Origin of the sequence: Pedobacter chitinilyticus, assembly GCF_003313385.1 — a bacterium.
In the GTDB taxonomy this organism is placed as follows: domain Bacteria; phylum Bacteroidota; class Bacteroidia; order Sphingobacteriales; family Sphingobacteriaceae; genus Pedobacter; species Pedobacter chitinilyticus.
This window is the reverse complement of sequence record NZ_QMHN01000003.1, coordinates 37351-51204: the sequence shown is the minus strand read 5'-3', so window position 1 is coordinate 51204 and position 13854 is coordinate 37351. Positions and strand designations below refer to the sequence as shown.

The window sequence follows — 13854 nt, the reverse complement described above, 5'->3', positions numbered from 1 at the left end:
ATTACTTTAGCAAAGCTGTTTTCGGGTATGGATAAAAGACGTTTCGTAGTTAACCTAGTTTCAAATTTTTTCAGTGCACTCTCGGGCGTTGGTATTTCGTTTTTCCTAACGCCTTACATTGTAGAGCATTTGGGAAAGGAAGCTTACGGTTTCTTCCCCTTGTCGAACAATTTTGTGATGTACGCTGGGATTATCACTACGGCGCTAAACTCCATGTCTAGCCGATATATCACTATCAGCTTGGAGAAAAAGGACATTAAGGAAGCAAATACTTATTTCAATTCAGTTCTGTTTGGTAATATTCTCATCTCGCTGGGCTTCGTTCTGGTAAGTGCCATATTTTGTCTGTTTATAGATCAGGTATTGGATATTCCAACCGCTCTGATTCATGATGTACGACTGTTGTTCATTTTTATCTTCCTCAGTTTAGTCATCAACGTTTCTTCCGCTGTTTTTCAGGTTACGGCTTTTGCGCTAAACCGCTTTGATAAACTGGCATTCATCAATATTATTTCTAATGTGTTGAAATTGGGAGCAATTATCTTGTTGTTCTATTTCTTTACGCCTAGGATTTACTTTTTAGGTGTAGTTACTGCCGTAACCGCATTTTATATGCTTGTTGCCAATTATCGGCTGACCAAAAAACTACTTCCCGAAGTACAGATAAGCTGGTCTTTTTTCTCTAAAACTGCGCTATACGTTATTGTGGGTTCTGGAATCTGGAATTCTATCATGGCCATGGCCAATGTGGTCAATACACAATTAGATTTATTGATTGCCAACCATTTTTTCGGAGCGTCTGGCATGGGCTTTCTATCACTGACGAAGTTCATCCCCAATGCCATTTACATCCTTTTAGGAATTATTGTGCCTATATTTTTGCCAGAGATGCTAAAGGCTTATGCCAATAACGACATGAATAGGTTGAAAAAAACCTTAGATCTTTCATTTAAGGCTATTTTCGTGGTGGTTTTATTACCGCTATCCGTGTTTTTCGTATATGGCGAAGTGTTCTTTAAACTTTGGTTGCCTACGCAGGACGCCCATGCGTTACATATTTTATCGGTCATTACCTTAGTGCCTTTTATTGTACATGGTACTGTAGAGACGGTTTATCACGTTTTTGTGATTACAAATAAGTTAAGGATAGCTTCTTTTTGGGGCATTTTTGTCTCCATTTTTAACTTTGTACTGGTGATTGTTCTTTGTAAATACAGTTCTTTGGGAGTTTATTCTATTCCCGTTGGAGCGCTCATTAGTGGTGTAATAAGTCATCTAACCTTTACTCCTTTGTATGCCGCCTATTGCTTACAAGAAAGCAGGTGGTATTTTTTCTTTAAAATTATCAAAGGACTTGCTGGTTTCTCGGTATTGGTTGGGATCAGTTATGGATGGAAACAATTAAACTTATTTATGGTTAACACTTGGCCAATGTTTATCATTAACAGTTTAATTTTAGGCGCAATTTTGTTGATAGTTACTTTGTTTATGAGATTTAACAGTACAACTAGGGCTGATATTTTTAGGAAATTGAGACAAAAAGTAAATTTATGATACCCAAGATTATACATTATTGCTGGTTTGGCAGGGGCGAGATGCCAGAGCTTGCGTTAAACTGTTTAGAGTCTTGGAGAAAGTTTCTTCCTGACTTTGAAATTAAAGTTTGGAATGAAGATAATTTCGATGTAAATAGCTTCCGCTTTTCGGCAGAAGCTTACAAAGAAAGAAAGTTTGCCTTTGTGTCGGATGTGTGCAGGTTGTATGCGCTGAAGGAGATGGGAGGAATCTACATGGATACCGATGTTCAGTTTTTAAGGCCATTGGATGAAGAGATGCTTAGCAAAAAAGCCTTCACTGGTTTTGAAGATAATCTACTGTTATCGTCGGCAATTATGGGCAGCGAAAAAAATGGCAAATGGATTAATGACCTGTTGCCCCATTACGAAAATAGAAGCTTTTATTTGAAAGACGGTAGTTTTGATGTGAACCCCAATACAGAAATTATCACCGCCTTTATGAGAGATAAAAAGGGAATCAAAATCAATAATACTTTTCAGGAAATAGCACACTATTGTGTGATTTATCCGAGTGATTATTTTTGCCCTAAAAGCTGGAAGACTTTAAAGATAAAACAAACAAAAAATACCTATTGTATTCACCATTTTGCGGGTTCTTGGCTGCATACCAAACAGAGCTTTTTAGGTAAACTGGCTAATTTTTTGTTAGGTAAAAGAATTGCAAATGCTTGGGCGGAGAAGTATCGTGGCAATAAAAACGCTAAGTAAATAAGGTCTATAAATAGTAAATTAAGCTCATGATACCTAAGATTATTCACTATTGTTGGTTTGGAAGAGGAGAAATGCCAGAATTAGCGCTTAAATGCCTCGATTCTTGGAAAACATATTTGCCAGAGTATGAAATCATGCTTTGGAATGAAGACAACTTTGATTTTAATAAATACCAATATGCTGTTGATGCCTACAAAGCAAGAAAATTTGCTTTTGTGGCTGATGTTTGCCGTTTATATGTGCTCAAGGAAATGGGCGGTCTTTATTTAGATACAGACGTAGAATTTATCAAGCCTTTGCCAGATCAGTTTTTAGACGATATTGCCTTTACCGCATTTGAAGACCAATTAGTTTCGGCAGGCGTAATTGGCAGCGTGAAAAATGGAGAATGGATCAGTAGCTTGCTTTCTTTTTACAACGATAAAAGCTTTTACAAGTCGGATGGAAGCTTAGACGTAAATCCCATTACTGAAATGATTACGAGCTTTCTGGCTAAAGAGAAAGGGGTGCTACCTAACAATACCTATCAAAAAGTAGAAGGTTATTGTACCATTTACCCAAGCGAGTATTTCTATCCTAAAAGTTGGAAGACCTTAAAAATGAACATCACGCCAAATACCTATTGCATCCATCATTTTGCAGGCTCTTGGATTGATCGCAATTATACTTTATTAGGTAAAATTGCCAATTGGCTTTTAGGAAAAAGAACTGCTGAACGTTGGTCCGAAAAGTATCGAAAAATCAAATCTCGTAAATAATACTAAAGCGCTTTTACCCAATTCGAGAGATCTTCAATTACCCGCTGTTCTACATTGGCAGGTTTTTGGTATTGCAGCGCATTTCCTTTTTCCTCTTGTTGGCTAAATAAGTGGTTAAAGTCGGGATATAATTTGAACTCCACATTTCTGTAACCAGCCAAGGCATCCTTCCATAAAAGGTAATCGGTTTCTGGAACTTGAAAATCATAACCACCTTGAATAACGAAAATGCGTTGTTTTAAGGTTTTAGCTGTTTCAACTTGGTTGTAGTTGTTTAAGTCAACCCAATAGCTTGCTGGTAAGCCCAAAACAAGAGAATCGGGCTTCATTTTGCCAAGCTTGGTAAATCTGGTTTTTTCTATTTCAGTAATGGCCTCTGCAAGTGATTTTTGCATCGTACCTGTCGTATCTTTACTTTGTGATACCAAGTATTTGTTTTGATCAATAATCAAGTCGGTAAATTTACGTGCAGGAGCAGCGGCCAAAATAATACCTCTAATATCTGGTGCCAGTGTGGCAATACGAGGGGCAAGCATTCCGCCTAAACTATGACCAAGTACGTAAATGTTTTTAAGATCGGCTCCTTCAATGGTTTTTGCCAATGCGATCGCTTGTAAGGCGTCATCTAGCACTTCTTCTTTTACGGTGAATGCTTTACCAAACTCAGCTGGGTAAAGCAAGGTTCTTTTTACATAACGAACCGAAGCGATTCCATTAGCTGCTAAGCCTGCTGCAATATCCTTAAATGGTTTGTTGGGGCCAATAGTTTCATCCATATCACTAGGGCCCGAACCATGTACCAATACAACTACTGGGAAACTGTTGCCATCTTTAGGAACGGTAATCACCGCCGCTAGCTGATGTCCTGGAGTTTGAATATAAGTTGATTTTTCCTTGTATAACGTAGAATCCGCATAACCAGGAGCTCTATAAGTAATTGCTTTTGGAGGTAGATGCATGCCCACTAGCTTCTCTGATTTATCAAAAACCAGTACAAAGTCCTGTGAGTCATATTCGAACTCTCCACTTACGGTAACGGCATAAAACTCTCCTTGATTTTTGCTGCCAGTAGCATCTATTGCTTTAACTTTTCCAAGTCTTTTCTCTAATGCAGTCCAAAATTGTTTTAGATTTTCTGCGCTAACTTTTGTTTTTCCCTCTTCTGAGAAATAACCATGAGCTTCTTCAAATTTGCCTGCCGCAAATAAATCAAAAAAGGAATTGGCCTTGCCAAATAGGCTAAATACATTTTGTGAAAAGCTATTTAGTGAAAATGCAGCTAAAACAAATAGTAAAAAAATCTTCTTCATTAGTAACTTATGAAATTTAATAGTATGCTATAAAGCCAAATGTACTATTTTTTGCAAAAAGTCAACGTAGTTTTTAGTTAGAAGAAGAACTATTTTGCCACAGATGCACAGAACATGTCTTGTATGATGTTAGAATTTAAAATATCTGTGAATCTGTGGCTAAAAATTGTGAGAGTTTAGTCGCTTATAATAGCTCAGACTCTAAGGTAATATCAGTGTTTAATAATTTCGAAATGGGGCAATTTGCTTTGGCATCCGCTACCAATTCATCAAATTTTTCTTTGGATAATCCTTCGGCTTTTACTTTTACTACCAAATGGATATTGTCAATCGCTCCTTTTTCAGGATTAAGGTTTACGGTAGCTTTAGTTTCAATACTTTCTGGCGTAATGTTTTCTGCCGAAATGTTGAAACTTAGTTTCATGCTGAAACATCCTGCATGCGCAGCAGCAACTAATTCTTCAGGGTTGGTTCCTGTGCCTTCTTCAAAGCGGCTTTTAAATGAATATTGAGTGTCTTGTAAAGTAGTGCTTTGGGTAGTTAAAGTACCTTTTCCATCTTTACCTGTACCGTTCCATACGGCGGTTGCGTGTCTTTTCATCTGTTTTAAATTTTATGGCTTATACTAAGATAAGTGCTATACATCAAATTAATGTTGTACACAGGTTAATTGTTTTCATAAATTTAACTTTATTTGTTTAACTCAATCAATCATGACCCCAAACGAAGCCCTTATCCATCAGTTTTATACAGCATTCCAACAAAAAGATGTGAAGACCATGCAAAACAGCTATGATGACCAAGCTATTTTTAATGATGCTGTTTTCATCAATCTTGATGCCCAAGAGGTAAGGGCCATGTGGCAAATGTTGTTATCGCGTAGTGAAGATATGAAGCTGAGTTTTGGCAAGGTGAAAGAAGATGGCGATAAAGTGACCGCTTATTGGGAAGCCCATTATACATTTACCGCTACAGGTAAAAAGGTGGTCAATAAAATTGATGCTGAATTTGAGATTAAAGATGGCAAAATCATTAGACACACGGATACCTTTAATTTTTACAAATGGGCCAGACAGGCTTTTGGTAGTGGTGGACTATTGCTAGGATGGACAAACGTTTTTAAGGAGAAAGTTCGTCAAACAGCAAAGAAGAAATTGGATGATTATATGCAGAAACTTAATCAACAGTAACTGTTAAACCCTCTTGTTGTAAGATTTTTCGGTACACTTCCATCTCGGTAAAAGAGCCTTCCAAAACAGCGCATTTACCTTCGTTATGTACTTTCCACGCTATTTTTTCAGCTTGCGTTTCATTGTAGTCGAGGTAGCGCATCATGCACCAAATCACATGATCAAAGGTATTTACATCGTCATTCCACAGAATTAAACGGTGTATCGTTTTCAACGAAGTTAAAATCTCCTCAAGGGTGAAGGTTTCTTCCTGAGTTTGTGTTGACATGTTACAAAAATACAAATAGATTTACGAATAACGATTTTAGATTTACGATTTGATTAGAAAACATCATGTTGCGCCAATTTCTTTGTTCGGGACAATAGTCATTAGTCGATCTAAAATCGTAAATTAACCTATCTTTGTTGATCAAACCACCTAATATGTATAGGACAAAAATTGCTGGCATAGGTCACTATGTGCCAAAAAACGTGTATACCAATAACGATTTGTCGAGGTTTATGGAAACCAGTGATGAGTGGATCCAAGAGCGTACTGGTATTAAAGAACGTCGTTTTGCCGAAAGGTTCGAAGAAACCACCACTACCATGGGTATTGAAGCGGCTAAAGTGGCCATGGAAAGAGCGGGCGTAACAAAGGACGATATAGACTTTATTATTTTTGCCACACTTAGTCCTGATTATTATTTTCCAGGTTGTGGTGTATTGTTGCAGCGTGAAATGAAGATGAAGGAAGTAGGTGCCTTGGATATCAGGAACCAATGCTCGGGTTTTGTGTATGCACTTTCTGTTGCCGATCAGTTTATTAAAACTGGGATGTACAAAAATATTTTGGTGGTAGGTAGTGAAAAGCACTCTTTCGCCATGGATTTTGAAACCCGAAGCAGAAATGTATCCGTGATTTTTGGAGATGGTGCTGGAGCTGCGGTGTTACAACGTTCCGAGAAGGAAGGACAGGGAATTTTAAGTACGCATTTGCATAGTGATGGCGCCGATGCTGAGATTTTGGCCATGCATTATCCCGGTGCTCACGCCAATAAATGGCTGAAGGATAAACCTGCTTTCCCAGAAAAGGAACTTGGCGGTTTGTTTATGACTACTGAACAATTGGAAAGCGGTGCAGCTTTGCCTTATATGGATGGTCCAGTGGTATTTAAAAAGGCTGTAGTGAAGTTTCCAGAAGTGATTAACGAAGCTTTAGCGGCTAACGATTATACCGCAAAAGATATTGATTTATTGGTGCCGCATCAGGCTAATTTGCGCATCAGTCAATACGTGCAACAATTGTTGGGCTTGGCTGATGATAAAGTGTTTAACAACATTCAAAAATATGGCAACACCACTGCGGCATCTGTGCCTATCGCATTGAGCGAGGCATGGGAAGCAGGTAAAGTTAAAGACGGAGATTTGATATGCTTAGCGGCATTTGGCTCAGGATTTACTTGGGCAAGCGCATTAATTAAATGGTAACAATAAGCAATAAAAATCCACTTCTAAATACTAAAGGCTAATTACTAAATACTATTATGTTCAAAATAGGAGATTACGTTCGGTTTATTGATGAGAAAAGAGAAGGCTATGTAACTAGTGAAATAGACGAGCACACGGTAGGGGTTACAGATACTGACGGGTTTGAAATACCAGTGTCCACAGGTAATTTGACCTATGTGCATGGCCATTTTAGCAATGCCGAAACGAGCAATAATGCCATGCCTACCCAACAGGTAGATGAGAAATTTGTAGAAGACGGGATTTATTTGGCAGTTGCTGAAGATGCTAAGGCTTCTGTGGTAGCGCATTTTACATTATTGAACCAAACTTCTTATCAACTATTGTTTTCCTTAAAAACTGAAAAAGGGGGGATTTATAAAGGTGAATTTGCAGGTGTAATTCAACCTAAAGGGATAGTGCAAGTTTACACCGCTAATCTGGGCGATTTAGACAACTGGCCTAATTTTACTTTTCAAGCATTATATTTTACGACTTCCAATAAAAAACCTAAAACACCATTACAAGTCGAAAAACGCTTTAAGTCGAAAGATTTTAGTGGCGCTAAGAACCAAATTACAGAGATCAATAAATTTGGTTGGCTAGTGAGGTTAGATGAACCAGCATTGGTGGTCGATGCTCAAAAACTAAAGGAGAGCTTTTTTACACCTAAGGAAGAAAGGCCAAAAATTGCCAAACCAGCTAATGAGGTAGACTTGCATATTGAGAGGTTAAGGGATGATCATCAATTCCTGTCGCAAAGCGAAATCTTAGAAGTTCAATTGGCAAAGTTTCAAGGAGCTTTAGACGCTGCGATTGTGCATCAAATGCCTTCCATCGTATTCATCCACGGTGTTGGAAATGGTACGTTAAGACATCATATCCATCAAAAAATCAGCAAACACCCTCAGGTGCGCACTTTCATGGATGCCCGTAAAGAGAAATTCGGTTACGGCGCTACCGAGGTTGTGTTTAAGGTATAAAATAGGAAGTTGGGTGGGTAAACCACCCAACTTTTATCCAAATAAATCTTCTTTAACACCTGTAAGTCCTAAACCAGGCAGTTGATTGAGCACATATTTACCATGTTCAAAAGCAGGTTGGTCGAATGGATTGTTAATGGTCAAAAATGGCCCATCTAAATCAGCCCAATCGCAAAGCGGAGCTAAATGTGCACCTGCCAACGTCGCAATGGAAGTTTCGCTCATGCAACCAATCAATACTTTCATGCCTAGTTGACGTGCCCTTAAAATCGTCTGATGGCCTTCGTACATGCCCGTGCTTTTCATCAGTTTAATATTAATGCCGTGATAAGCACCTTTCAATGAATCTAAATCAGAGAGACGTTGCATGGCCTCATCAGCTAAAATTGGAACAGGGCTACGCTCCGTTAACCAAGCATTGCCTTCCAGATTATTTTTGTCCATCGGTTGCTCAATCAAAACCACTCCTTTGTCGTGTAGCCAATAAATCAAATCGATGGCTTTTTTTCGTTCATTCCAACCTTGGTTGGCATCTACATAAAGTGGTACATTGGTAACGCTGCGAATGGTTTCAATAATTTCTTTATCATTATCTCTGCCAAGTTTAACTTTTACCACTTTAAAGTCTTTGGCATCTTCCAGTTTTTTCTTTAAAACTTCGGGGGTATCAATGCCTACGGTGAAAGAAGTTACAGGCATTTTTGCAGGATCAGCACCAAATATTTCGTAGCAAGGTTTGTTCAATAACTGACCATTTAAATCGTGAAGTGCTATATCGATAGCTGCTTTGATCGCAGGATTTCCAGGAGCCAAACTATCTAAATATGCATTAACACTAGCAAAGTCAAGCGGGAATTTAAATTGGTTCCAGTCTACTTTTTTCAAAAAAGCATTTGCCGTTTCATAGCTTTCGCCCATGTAAGGCACCATACTTGCCTCTCCATAACCCACTTTACCTTCGTGTTCTACTTTTAATAAGAATAATGGGGTGCTGGTTCGGGTGAATTTGGCAATAGAAAATGGGTGTTTTAACTCTAATTCAAATTCCTTGCAACTAATTTTCATCTTTAATCGTCTAAATCATTAAAAAGGTTTACAGCCTTACAGTATATTTGTTAACGCTAATATATGGCCATGAATTCTATTTCAAGATTACGTTATTTTCTTTACTTATCCATATTAATTGTTGGATGTACTACTGGAAAAAATGCCTTACAAAAAGGTGATTACGATGCGGCAGTTTCTAAAGCGGTTGACCGATTAAGAAGCTCCCCACAAAATAAGGAAGCAATGCAGGTTTTACCCGAGGCATTTGATTTGGCTATTAAAACCCACTTGAGGAAAATTGACGAAGCTAAGGTTTCGGTGGATGCCCTGAAATGGGAAAATATCATGTATCGCTATCAACAAATTAACCAGCTGAGCGATGAAGTGAACGCTTGTCCAAGCTGCTTGAATTTAGTTCCCAACCCGCCAAAATATGTAAAGGAATTTGAGGATTCTAGATACAAGGCAGCCGAAGCACGTTACTTACTAGGCGAGCGTTCGTTGAGAGAAAACAATCGTCAAAGTGCAAAGGTGGCTTATCAACATTTTGTGAAAGCGCAAAGTTTATATCCATCCTTAAAAGGAGTAAAGGAAAAGATTGAAGATGCCTATTGGGCTGCGGTGCTAAAAGTGGTGGTTCAGCCAGCAGTCATCAATAGTAACGCCTATAAGTTGAGTAATCAATATTTTCAGCAGCAAATTGCCAATTATTTGGCCACCTATAAAGGGAATACTTTTGTAAGATTTTATGCAGAAGAAGATGCTGCGGCACAAAAAGTAAGGGCCGATCAATTGATAGAATTGCATTTTGATGATTTTATTGTTGGCCAAACCTACGTAAAGGAGAGAGTAGAAAAGTTGAAAAGAGACAGTGTAGTGATTGGAGAAAACAGACATGGTAAAATTTACGGAACAGTAAAAGCTACTTACAGTGAGTTTGAGAAGCAAGTTTCTTCTTCGGGTTTATTGAACTTTGCCGTTGTAGATTTGCGCACCAACAAACTACTACGTAATCAAAAAATAGCTGGTACTTACGTTTGGAAAGATTACTGGGCTTCCTTTAGAGGAGATGAACGTGCATTAGATAGACAGCAACTAGCACTCACTAGAAAGCGAGAGGTGATGCCTCCGCCTCCAGGCAATTTATTTGTGGAGTTTACGAAGCCAATTTATGCTCAGTTAGTAGATCATATCACTTCGTTTTATAGCAGGTATTAGTTTAATTTTGAATGATTAAGAGTTGAATGATTGAATAAAGCTATTGATCAGTTAACCAGTTAAACAATTTCAACAGTTAACCATCTTTCATCAATATGACAATAAAACAATTACTCCCTTGTCAATTATTGTTAATATTGCAACGATGAACCATAGTCTTTATAATCCTTTTAAAACGTTCGATTTTAGAAACGACAAATGCTTTTTGAGCGGTAGTTCAACTTCACCTCTGGCTGTTCGCGTGTTGCCTGATTGGTTGTTAAACATGGCCAAGCTTACCGGCGAGGAACAGATTAAGTTTTTGGATGAAAGCATTAGGACGTATAAAAGTTTGGTGGTTCCTGCCAGCGCAGAAATCTATACGGAAACCATTTTACCTTTAGAGCAAAAGCTGGAAACTGCTTTTGAGCAAGGTTATAAAGGTGCTTCGGCTTTGCCAGAAATAGATTTGTTTCATTGGATTGGCAAATTGATGTACAGCTTTTTGTATATCGAAATGCAAGGGGCAATACGCTTAAAGCAGCTGAGTGGCGATGGCATGAATATGTCGCAAGGCTTAATGCACAAGTTTAGCAATTTACATTTAATGCTGCAAGGTATTTTTAGAGCGGTAGAATTTGAAGAATTTAGACCCTGGTCAATTGTGGTAGTTCCTTTAGAAAATACGGAGACCGCATTTAGCTTCCGAGATGAAATTAATACCTTGATTTTCTCCCTAAAGTTTAAAGATTTTGGAATTGTGGCCTGTTTGCAGGATAATGGAACTAATAAAAGATACCATCACGAACTGCTAGAATCTATTAACGACAAGCCATTGACCGACCAGCAGTTTGAAGAGTTGGCTGCTCGCTTCTTTTATTCGGCTTATTTGTTTAATCGCTTGCCAGAGTACAATGTCATTGAAGCTAACGATGTGGCTTACATTGACCCAATGCCTTTGCGTGGGATCCAAAACAAACCTCTTTTTGATGAATGGCAACACAAAACCTATGCACAGGTACTCGAAAATTTCTGGAAACCTTATGGCTTTACCTTATTCGAGATCATCAAAGATCCAAAAGCACCAATGAGCTTTTTCGAGCAACCTTTATTGCCAGATGCTGGTTAGCTGATTTAAGAAATGAGTGATTATTCCAGGTTTAAGAACTACCGTTAAAATTAATCCAGATAATGCACCAAAAAAGTGTGCATCGTGGTTAATATGATCTCTGGAGTTTTTGGACATGTACATGCAATAAGCAAGGTAAAGCACGCCAAACAAAATAGCTGGCATAGGAATGAACATTACCAGAATGAGATTCAGGGGATCAAACAAAATGTAGCTAAAAAGCACTGCGCTAATTGCTCCTGAAGCGCCCAAGCTGCTGTAGCTATAATCGTCTTTATGCTTAATGGCCGTTGGAATATCGCTGACCACCAGGGAAATTAAATAAAGCACGGCAAATTGCCAATGGCCTATCATGGCTTCTAATCTAAAAGCAAAGAAAAAGAACGTAAACATGTTAAAAAACAAGTGCATCCAATCCGCATGGATAAGCCCACTGGTGACGAATGTATAGAGCTTTCCTCCTTTTGCCAGGCTATAAGGATGCAGCATAAACTTGCCGAATAGCTGTGTATTGTTAAAAGCGTAAATGCTTGTTGCAATAGTGAAAATAAAAATGATGGAGGCCACGGGAGCCATGTTCCAATATTCTAATGCCATATTGATTTTTGGTTACTGTTTTAAAAATCACGTCATTGCGAGGCACGAGGCAATCCTACAAATAAGTTAAAGGAGAAACTCTCGCTTTAAAATGGATTCGTTCCTCGCAATGACGAAAATCTTATTATTTTATGTCTAATTCAATTTCCTTCACTAACCTTCCAATAGGGTAGCGCATAAAAGTTGGCTCAAAATAATCAGAATTTTTGTAAATGAACTCTAATTGTGCATAAGCACTTTTGGACAGCTCCGAATTTTTAGCTTTTTCGGCTTCCAGTTTTTGCTTTAAGGAAGGATTGTCTTTTAAAAGTTGTGCTGCGGTATCTTCAAAAATGTAGGATGAAAAATGTTCCTTTTGTCCTAAAATAGAATCGAAGAAGTTCCAATTGAAGAAAGAATCAGGAGCTTGAGGTTCCAAGGTTTCTACAATGTATCGATTGGTTTTTTGATTGACATAAACAACATAATCTCCCGCATAACATTGAATGTTTTGTTGCTTAGGCTCTACTTTTACTGCAGAATGTAGATAGTGCCCTTCGAAAGGTTTTTGAGCGGTCTTAAAATCAATGATGTAATACATTTCAAGGGCTAACTTTACGTCTTTTTTAAACTGGCTCACCTTAACATTATTCAGTTTAAGCAATTGTACCACTTGGCTCCAAGCCTTTGGAATAACGTAAGCAATAGGCTTTTCAATTGTTAAAGCTGGCTCAAAATTGTTCCATTGCTTAATGGTTTTGGTATAAGGTTCGTTCCTATCGTAATACAATCTTTCCAACCCACTTACCTCACTAGGTTTGTATTTGGCAGCATAACCTTTAAATTCTATCTCATCAAACTGATCTCTGTTCAATTTCCAGTCTAAAGTAAATGTTGTTTTCGATGCCGTCTCCGCATCTGCTTTTTTCTTATTCTCCCCAATTGTTTTGGCATCACGTTCTACCAAAGCAATATAGGTTTCCAGTAGTTTGTAAGTTGATTCTACCCTTTGATCATAAGGTTTTAGCATGTGAGTTTCGGGCATAAAACCAATGGTATTGTGCAATGCTGCATAGCCTGTGCTATATCGTGGGCTTTCCATAAAACCAGAGATGCCGTTGTCTGGAGTTTCCTTAACCGAATTTACATAGGGAATTAACTCAAAACCTTTTTCCTTCATTTCTTGATACAGATAAGGCAGCATTGTTTGGGTGAGATAGTTCGATAATGTGGGATTGAGCTTGTCCTTTTGTGTAGGGATCAAAGTCATTGTGTATTGATAATCTGCGCCATTGCTGGTATGGGTATCCACAAAAATTTCTGGCTGCCAAGCGTTAAAAATCTGCTGGAAAGCTGCTGAGTTTTTAGAGTCAGTTTTGATGAAATCACGATTAAGATCGTAATTCTTTCCGTTGCCTCTAAAGCCGTAAGCTAGTGGGCCATTTTGGTTCGCTCTTGAAGTACTGGTTCGGTTAAAGCTACCATCAATATTGTAAACGGGGATAATACAAATGACTACATCTTTGGGTAGCTGTCCTTGTTTGAGCAAATCCCTTGCTAACATCATACAAGCATCAATACCTTCTGGTTCACCAGGATGAATCCCGTTGTTAATGAGCAACACACGTTTATCTGCTTGTTTGATCTTGGCTACATCAAAAATACCATCTCTGTTAAGTACCAACAAATGTAACGGCTTACCAAAATCAGTTTGACCGTAAGTCATCAGCTTTGCTTGCTTGTCAAATGTTGTAGCTAGTTTTTGATAGTAAGCAATTGCCTCACTATAAGTTGCAGTAGCTTTTTTTTGACTAGCCTCATAAGGAGTTAATTGTGCAAAAGCAGTCATGGTAGTACAGATAAGTGACAAAAGAAAATATACCCTCAT

The 13854-nt window shown here is 38.2% G+C and carries 14 protein-coding genes; 8 read left to right on the top strand and 6 right to left on the bottom strand.

Annotation, left to right across the window (positions count from 1 at the left end):
* Positions 1-27: 27 nt before the first annotated feature.
* The 3 genes from DUT70_RS10385 to DUT70_RS10375 are packed head-to-tail and all read left to right on the top strand — an operon-like array spanning position 28 to position 3046.
* Entirely contained in the window at positions 28-1554 is a 1527-nt protein-coding gene (locus DUT70_RS10385) for a lipopolysaccharide biosynthesis protein (protein ID WP_113647270.1), read from the top strand.
* Entirely contained in the window at positions 1551-2285 is a 735-nt protein-coding gene (locus DUT70_RS10380; RefSeq protein WP_113647269.1) for a glycosyltransferase family 32 protein, read from the top strand. Before DUT70_RS10385 ends, DUT70_RS10380 begins: the two co-directional genes overlap by 4 nt.
* 29 nt (positions 2286-2314) lie before the next feature.
* Positions 2315-3046 carry a glycosyltransferase family 32 protein gene (locus DUT70_RS10375; RefSeq protein ID WP_113647268.1) on the top strand — a complete coding sequence of 244 codons (732 nt, stop codon included), beginning with the start codon at positions 2315-2317 and terminating at the stop codon, positions 3044-3046.
* A 2-nt stretch (positions 3047-3048) separates the two neighbouring features.
* Here DUT70_RS10375 and DUT70_RS10370 read toward each other — a convergent pair whose 3' ends face one another.
* Both DUT70_RS10370 and DUT70_RS10365 read right to left on the bottom strand, forming a co-directional pair.
* Positions 3049-4356 carry a DUF3887 domain-containing protein gene (locus DUT70_RS10370; protein ID WP_113647267.1) on the bottom strand — a complete coding sequence of 436 codons (1308 nt, stop codon included), beginning with the start codon at positions 4354-4356 and terminating at the stop codon, positions 3049-3051.
* A 184-nt stretch (positions 4357-4540) separates the two neighbouring features.
* Positions 4541-4957, bottom strand: a complete 417-nt coding sequence (locus DUT70_RS10365; RefSeq protein WP_113647266.1) for an OsmC family peroxiredoxin — start codon at positions 4955-4957, stop codon at positions 4541-4543.
* A gap of 112 nt (positions 4958-5069) precedes the next feature.
* Between DUT70_RS10365 and DUT70_RS10360 the strand changes: the two genes are divergently transcribed.
* A complete protein-coding gene (locus DUT70_RS10360) occupies positions 5070-5546 on the top strand; it encodes a nuclear transport factor 2 family protein (protein WP_113647265.1) in 477 nt (158 codons plus the stop codon).
* Here the strand turns inward: DUT70_RS10360 and DUT70_RS10355 are convergent.
* Positions 5533-5814 (bottom strand): ATP-dependent Clp protease adaptor ClpS, encoded by a 282-nt coding sequence (locus tag DUT70_RS10355; protein ID WP_113647264.1) that lies wholly within the window; start codon positions 5812-5814, stop codon positions 5533-5535. The two genes, DUT70_RS10360 and DUT70_RS10355, sit on opposite strands and share 14 nt — an antisense overlap.
* Positions 5815-5969: 155 nt before the next feature.
* On the opposite strand from DUT70_RS10355, the gene DUT70_RS10350 reads away from it, so the two are divergent.
* Complete coding sequence (locus DUT70_RS10350; RefSeq protein WP_113647263.1) at positions 5970-7016, top strand: 3-oxoacyl-ACP synthase III family protein; 1047 nt, start codon at positions 5970-5972, stop codon at positions 7014-7016.
* Between the two features lie 56 nt (positions 7017-7072).
* Complete coding sequence (locus DUT70_RS10345) at positions 7073-8017, top strand: Smr/MutS family protein (RefSeq protein ID WP_317047818.1); 945 nt, start codon at positions 7073-7075, stop codon at positions 8015-8017.
* A gap of 33 nt (positions 8018-8050) precedes the next feature.
* Here DUT70_RS10345 and DUT70_RS10340 read toward each other — a convergent pair whose 3' ends face one another.
* Positions 8051-9082, bottom strand: coding sequence for a dipeptide epimerase (locus DUT70_RS10340; RefSeq protein WP_113647261.1), 1032 nt, complete (start codon positions 9080-9082; stop codon positions 8051-8053).
* A gap of 69 nt (positions 9083-9151) precedes the next feature.
* Here DUT70_RS10340 and DUT70_RS10335 point away from each other — a divergent pair, with 69 nt between their 5' ends.
* Together DUT70_RS10335 and DUT70_RS10330 are read left to right on the top strand one after the other, a co-directional pair.
* Entirely contained in the window at positions 9152-10282 is a 1131-nt protein-coding gene (locus DUT70_RS10335; protein ID WP_113647723.1) for a hypothetical protein, read from the top strand.
* A 145-nt stretch (positions 10283-10427) separates the two neighbouring features.
* The gene (locus DUT70_RS10330) at positions 10428-11390 is read left to right on the top strand and encodes a hypothetical protein (protein WP_113647260.1); all 963 of its coding nucleotides are present in this window, start codon (positions 10428-10430) and stop codon (positions 11388-11390) included.
* On the opposite strand, the gene DUT70_RS10325 is transcribed toward DUT70_RS10330, so the two are convergent.
* Complete coding sequence (locus tag DUT70_RS10325) at positions 11370-11987, bottom strand: rhomboid family intramembrane serine protease (RefSeq protein ID WP_113647259.1); 618 nt, start codon at positions 11985-11987, stop codon at positions 11370-11372. The two genes, DUT70_RS10330 and DUT70_RS10325, sit on opposite strands and share 21 nt — an antisense overlap.
* 124 nt (positions 11988-12111) lie before the next feature.
* The gene (locus tag DUT70_RS10320; RefSeq protein WP_240432078.1) at positions 12112-13815 is read right to left on the bottom strand and encodes a M14 family metallopeptidase; all 1704 of its coding nucleotides are present in this window, start codon (positions 13813-13815) and stop codon (positions 12112-12114) included.
* Between the last annotated feature and the right edge of the window lie 39 nt (positions 13816-13854).

Bases quoted from the DNA above. Each gene is read 5' to 3' on its own strand.
- DUT70_RS10385 (WP_113647270.1), top strand. From the start codon at position 28: ATGGATAAAAGACGTTTCGTAGTTAACCTAGTTTCAAATTTTTTCAGT.
- DUT70_RS10380 (WP_113647269.1), top strand. From the start codon at position 1,551: ATGATACCCAAGATTATACATTATTGCTGGTTTGGCAGGGGCGAGATG.
- DUT70_RS10375 (WP_113647268.1), top strand. From the start codon at position 2,315: ATGATACCTAAGATTATTCACTATTGTTGGTTTGGAAGAGGAGAAATG.
- DUT70_RS10370 (WP_113647267.1), bottom strand. From the start codon at position 4,356: ATGAAGAAGATTTTTTTACTATTTGTTTTAGCTGCATTTTCACTAAAT.
- DUT70_RS10365 (WP_113647266.1), bottom strand. From the start codon at position 4,957: ATGAAAAGACACGCAACCGCCGTATGGAACGGTACAGGTAAAGATGGA.
- DUT70_RS10360 (WP_113647265.1), top strand. From the start codon at position 5,070: ATGACCCCAAACGAAGCCCTTATCCATCAGTTTTATACAGCATTCCAA.
- DUT70_RS10355 (WP_113647264.1), bottom strand. From the start codon at position 5,814: ATGTCAACACAAACTCAGGAAGAAACCTTCACCCTTGAGGAGATTTTA.
- DUT70_RS10350 (WP_113647263.1), top strand. From the start codon at position 5,970: ATGTATAGGACAAAAATTGCTGGCATAGGTCACTATGTGCCAAAAAAC.
- DUT70_RS10345 (WP_317047818.1), top strand. From the start codon at position 7,073: ATGTTCAAAATAGGAGATTACGTTCGGTTTATTGATGAGAAAAGAGAA.
- DUT70_RS10340 (WP_113647261.1), bottom strand. From the start codon at position 9,082: ATGAAAATTAGTTGCAAGGAATTTGAATTAGAGTTAAAACACCCATTT.
- DUT70_RS10335 (WP_113647723.1), top strand. From the start codon at position 9,152: ATGAATTCTATTTCAAGATTACGTTATTTTCTTTACTTATCCATATTA.
- DUT70_RS10330 (WP_113647260.1), top strand. From the start codon at position 10,428: ATGAACCATAGTCTTTATAATCCTTTTAAAACGTTCGATTTTAGAAAC.
- DUT70_RS10325 (WP_113647259.1), bottom strand. From the start codon at position 11,987: ATGGCATTAGAATATTGGAACATGGCTCCCGTGGCCTCCATCATTTTT.
- DUT70_RS10320 (WP_240432078.1), bottom strand. From the start codon at position 13,815: ATGACTGCTTTTGCACAATTAACTCCTTATGAGGCTAGTCAAAAAAAA.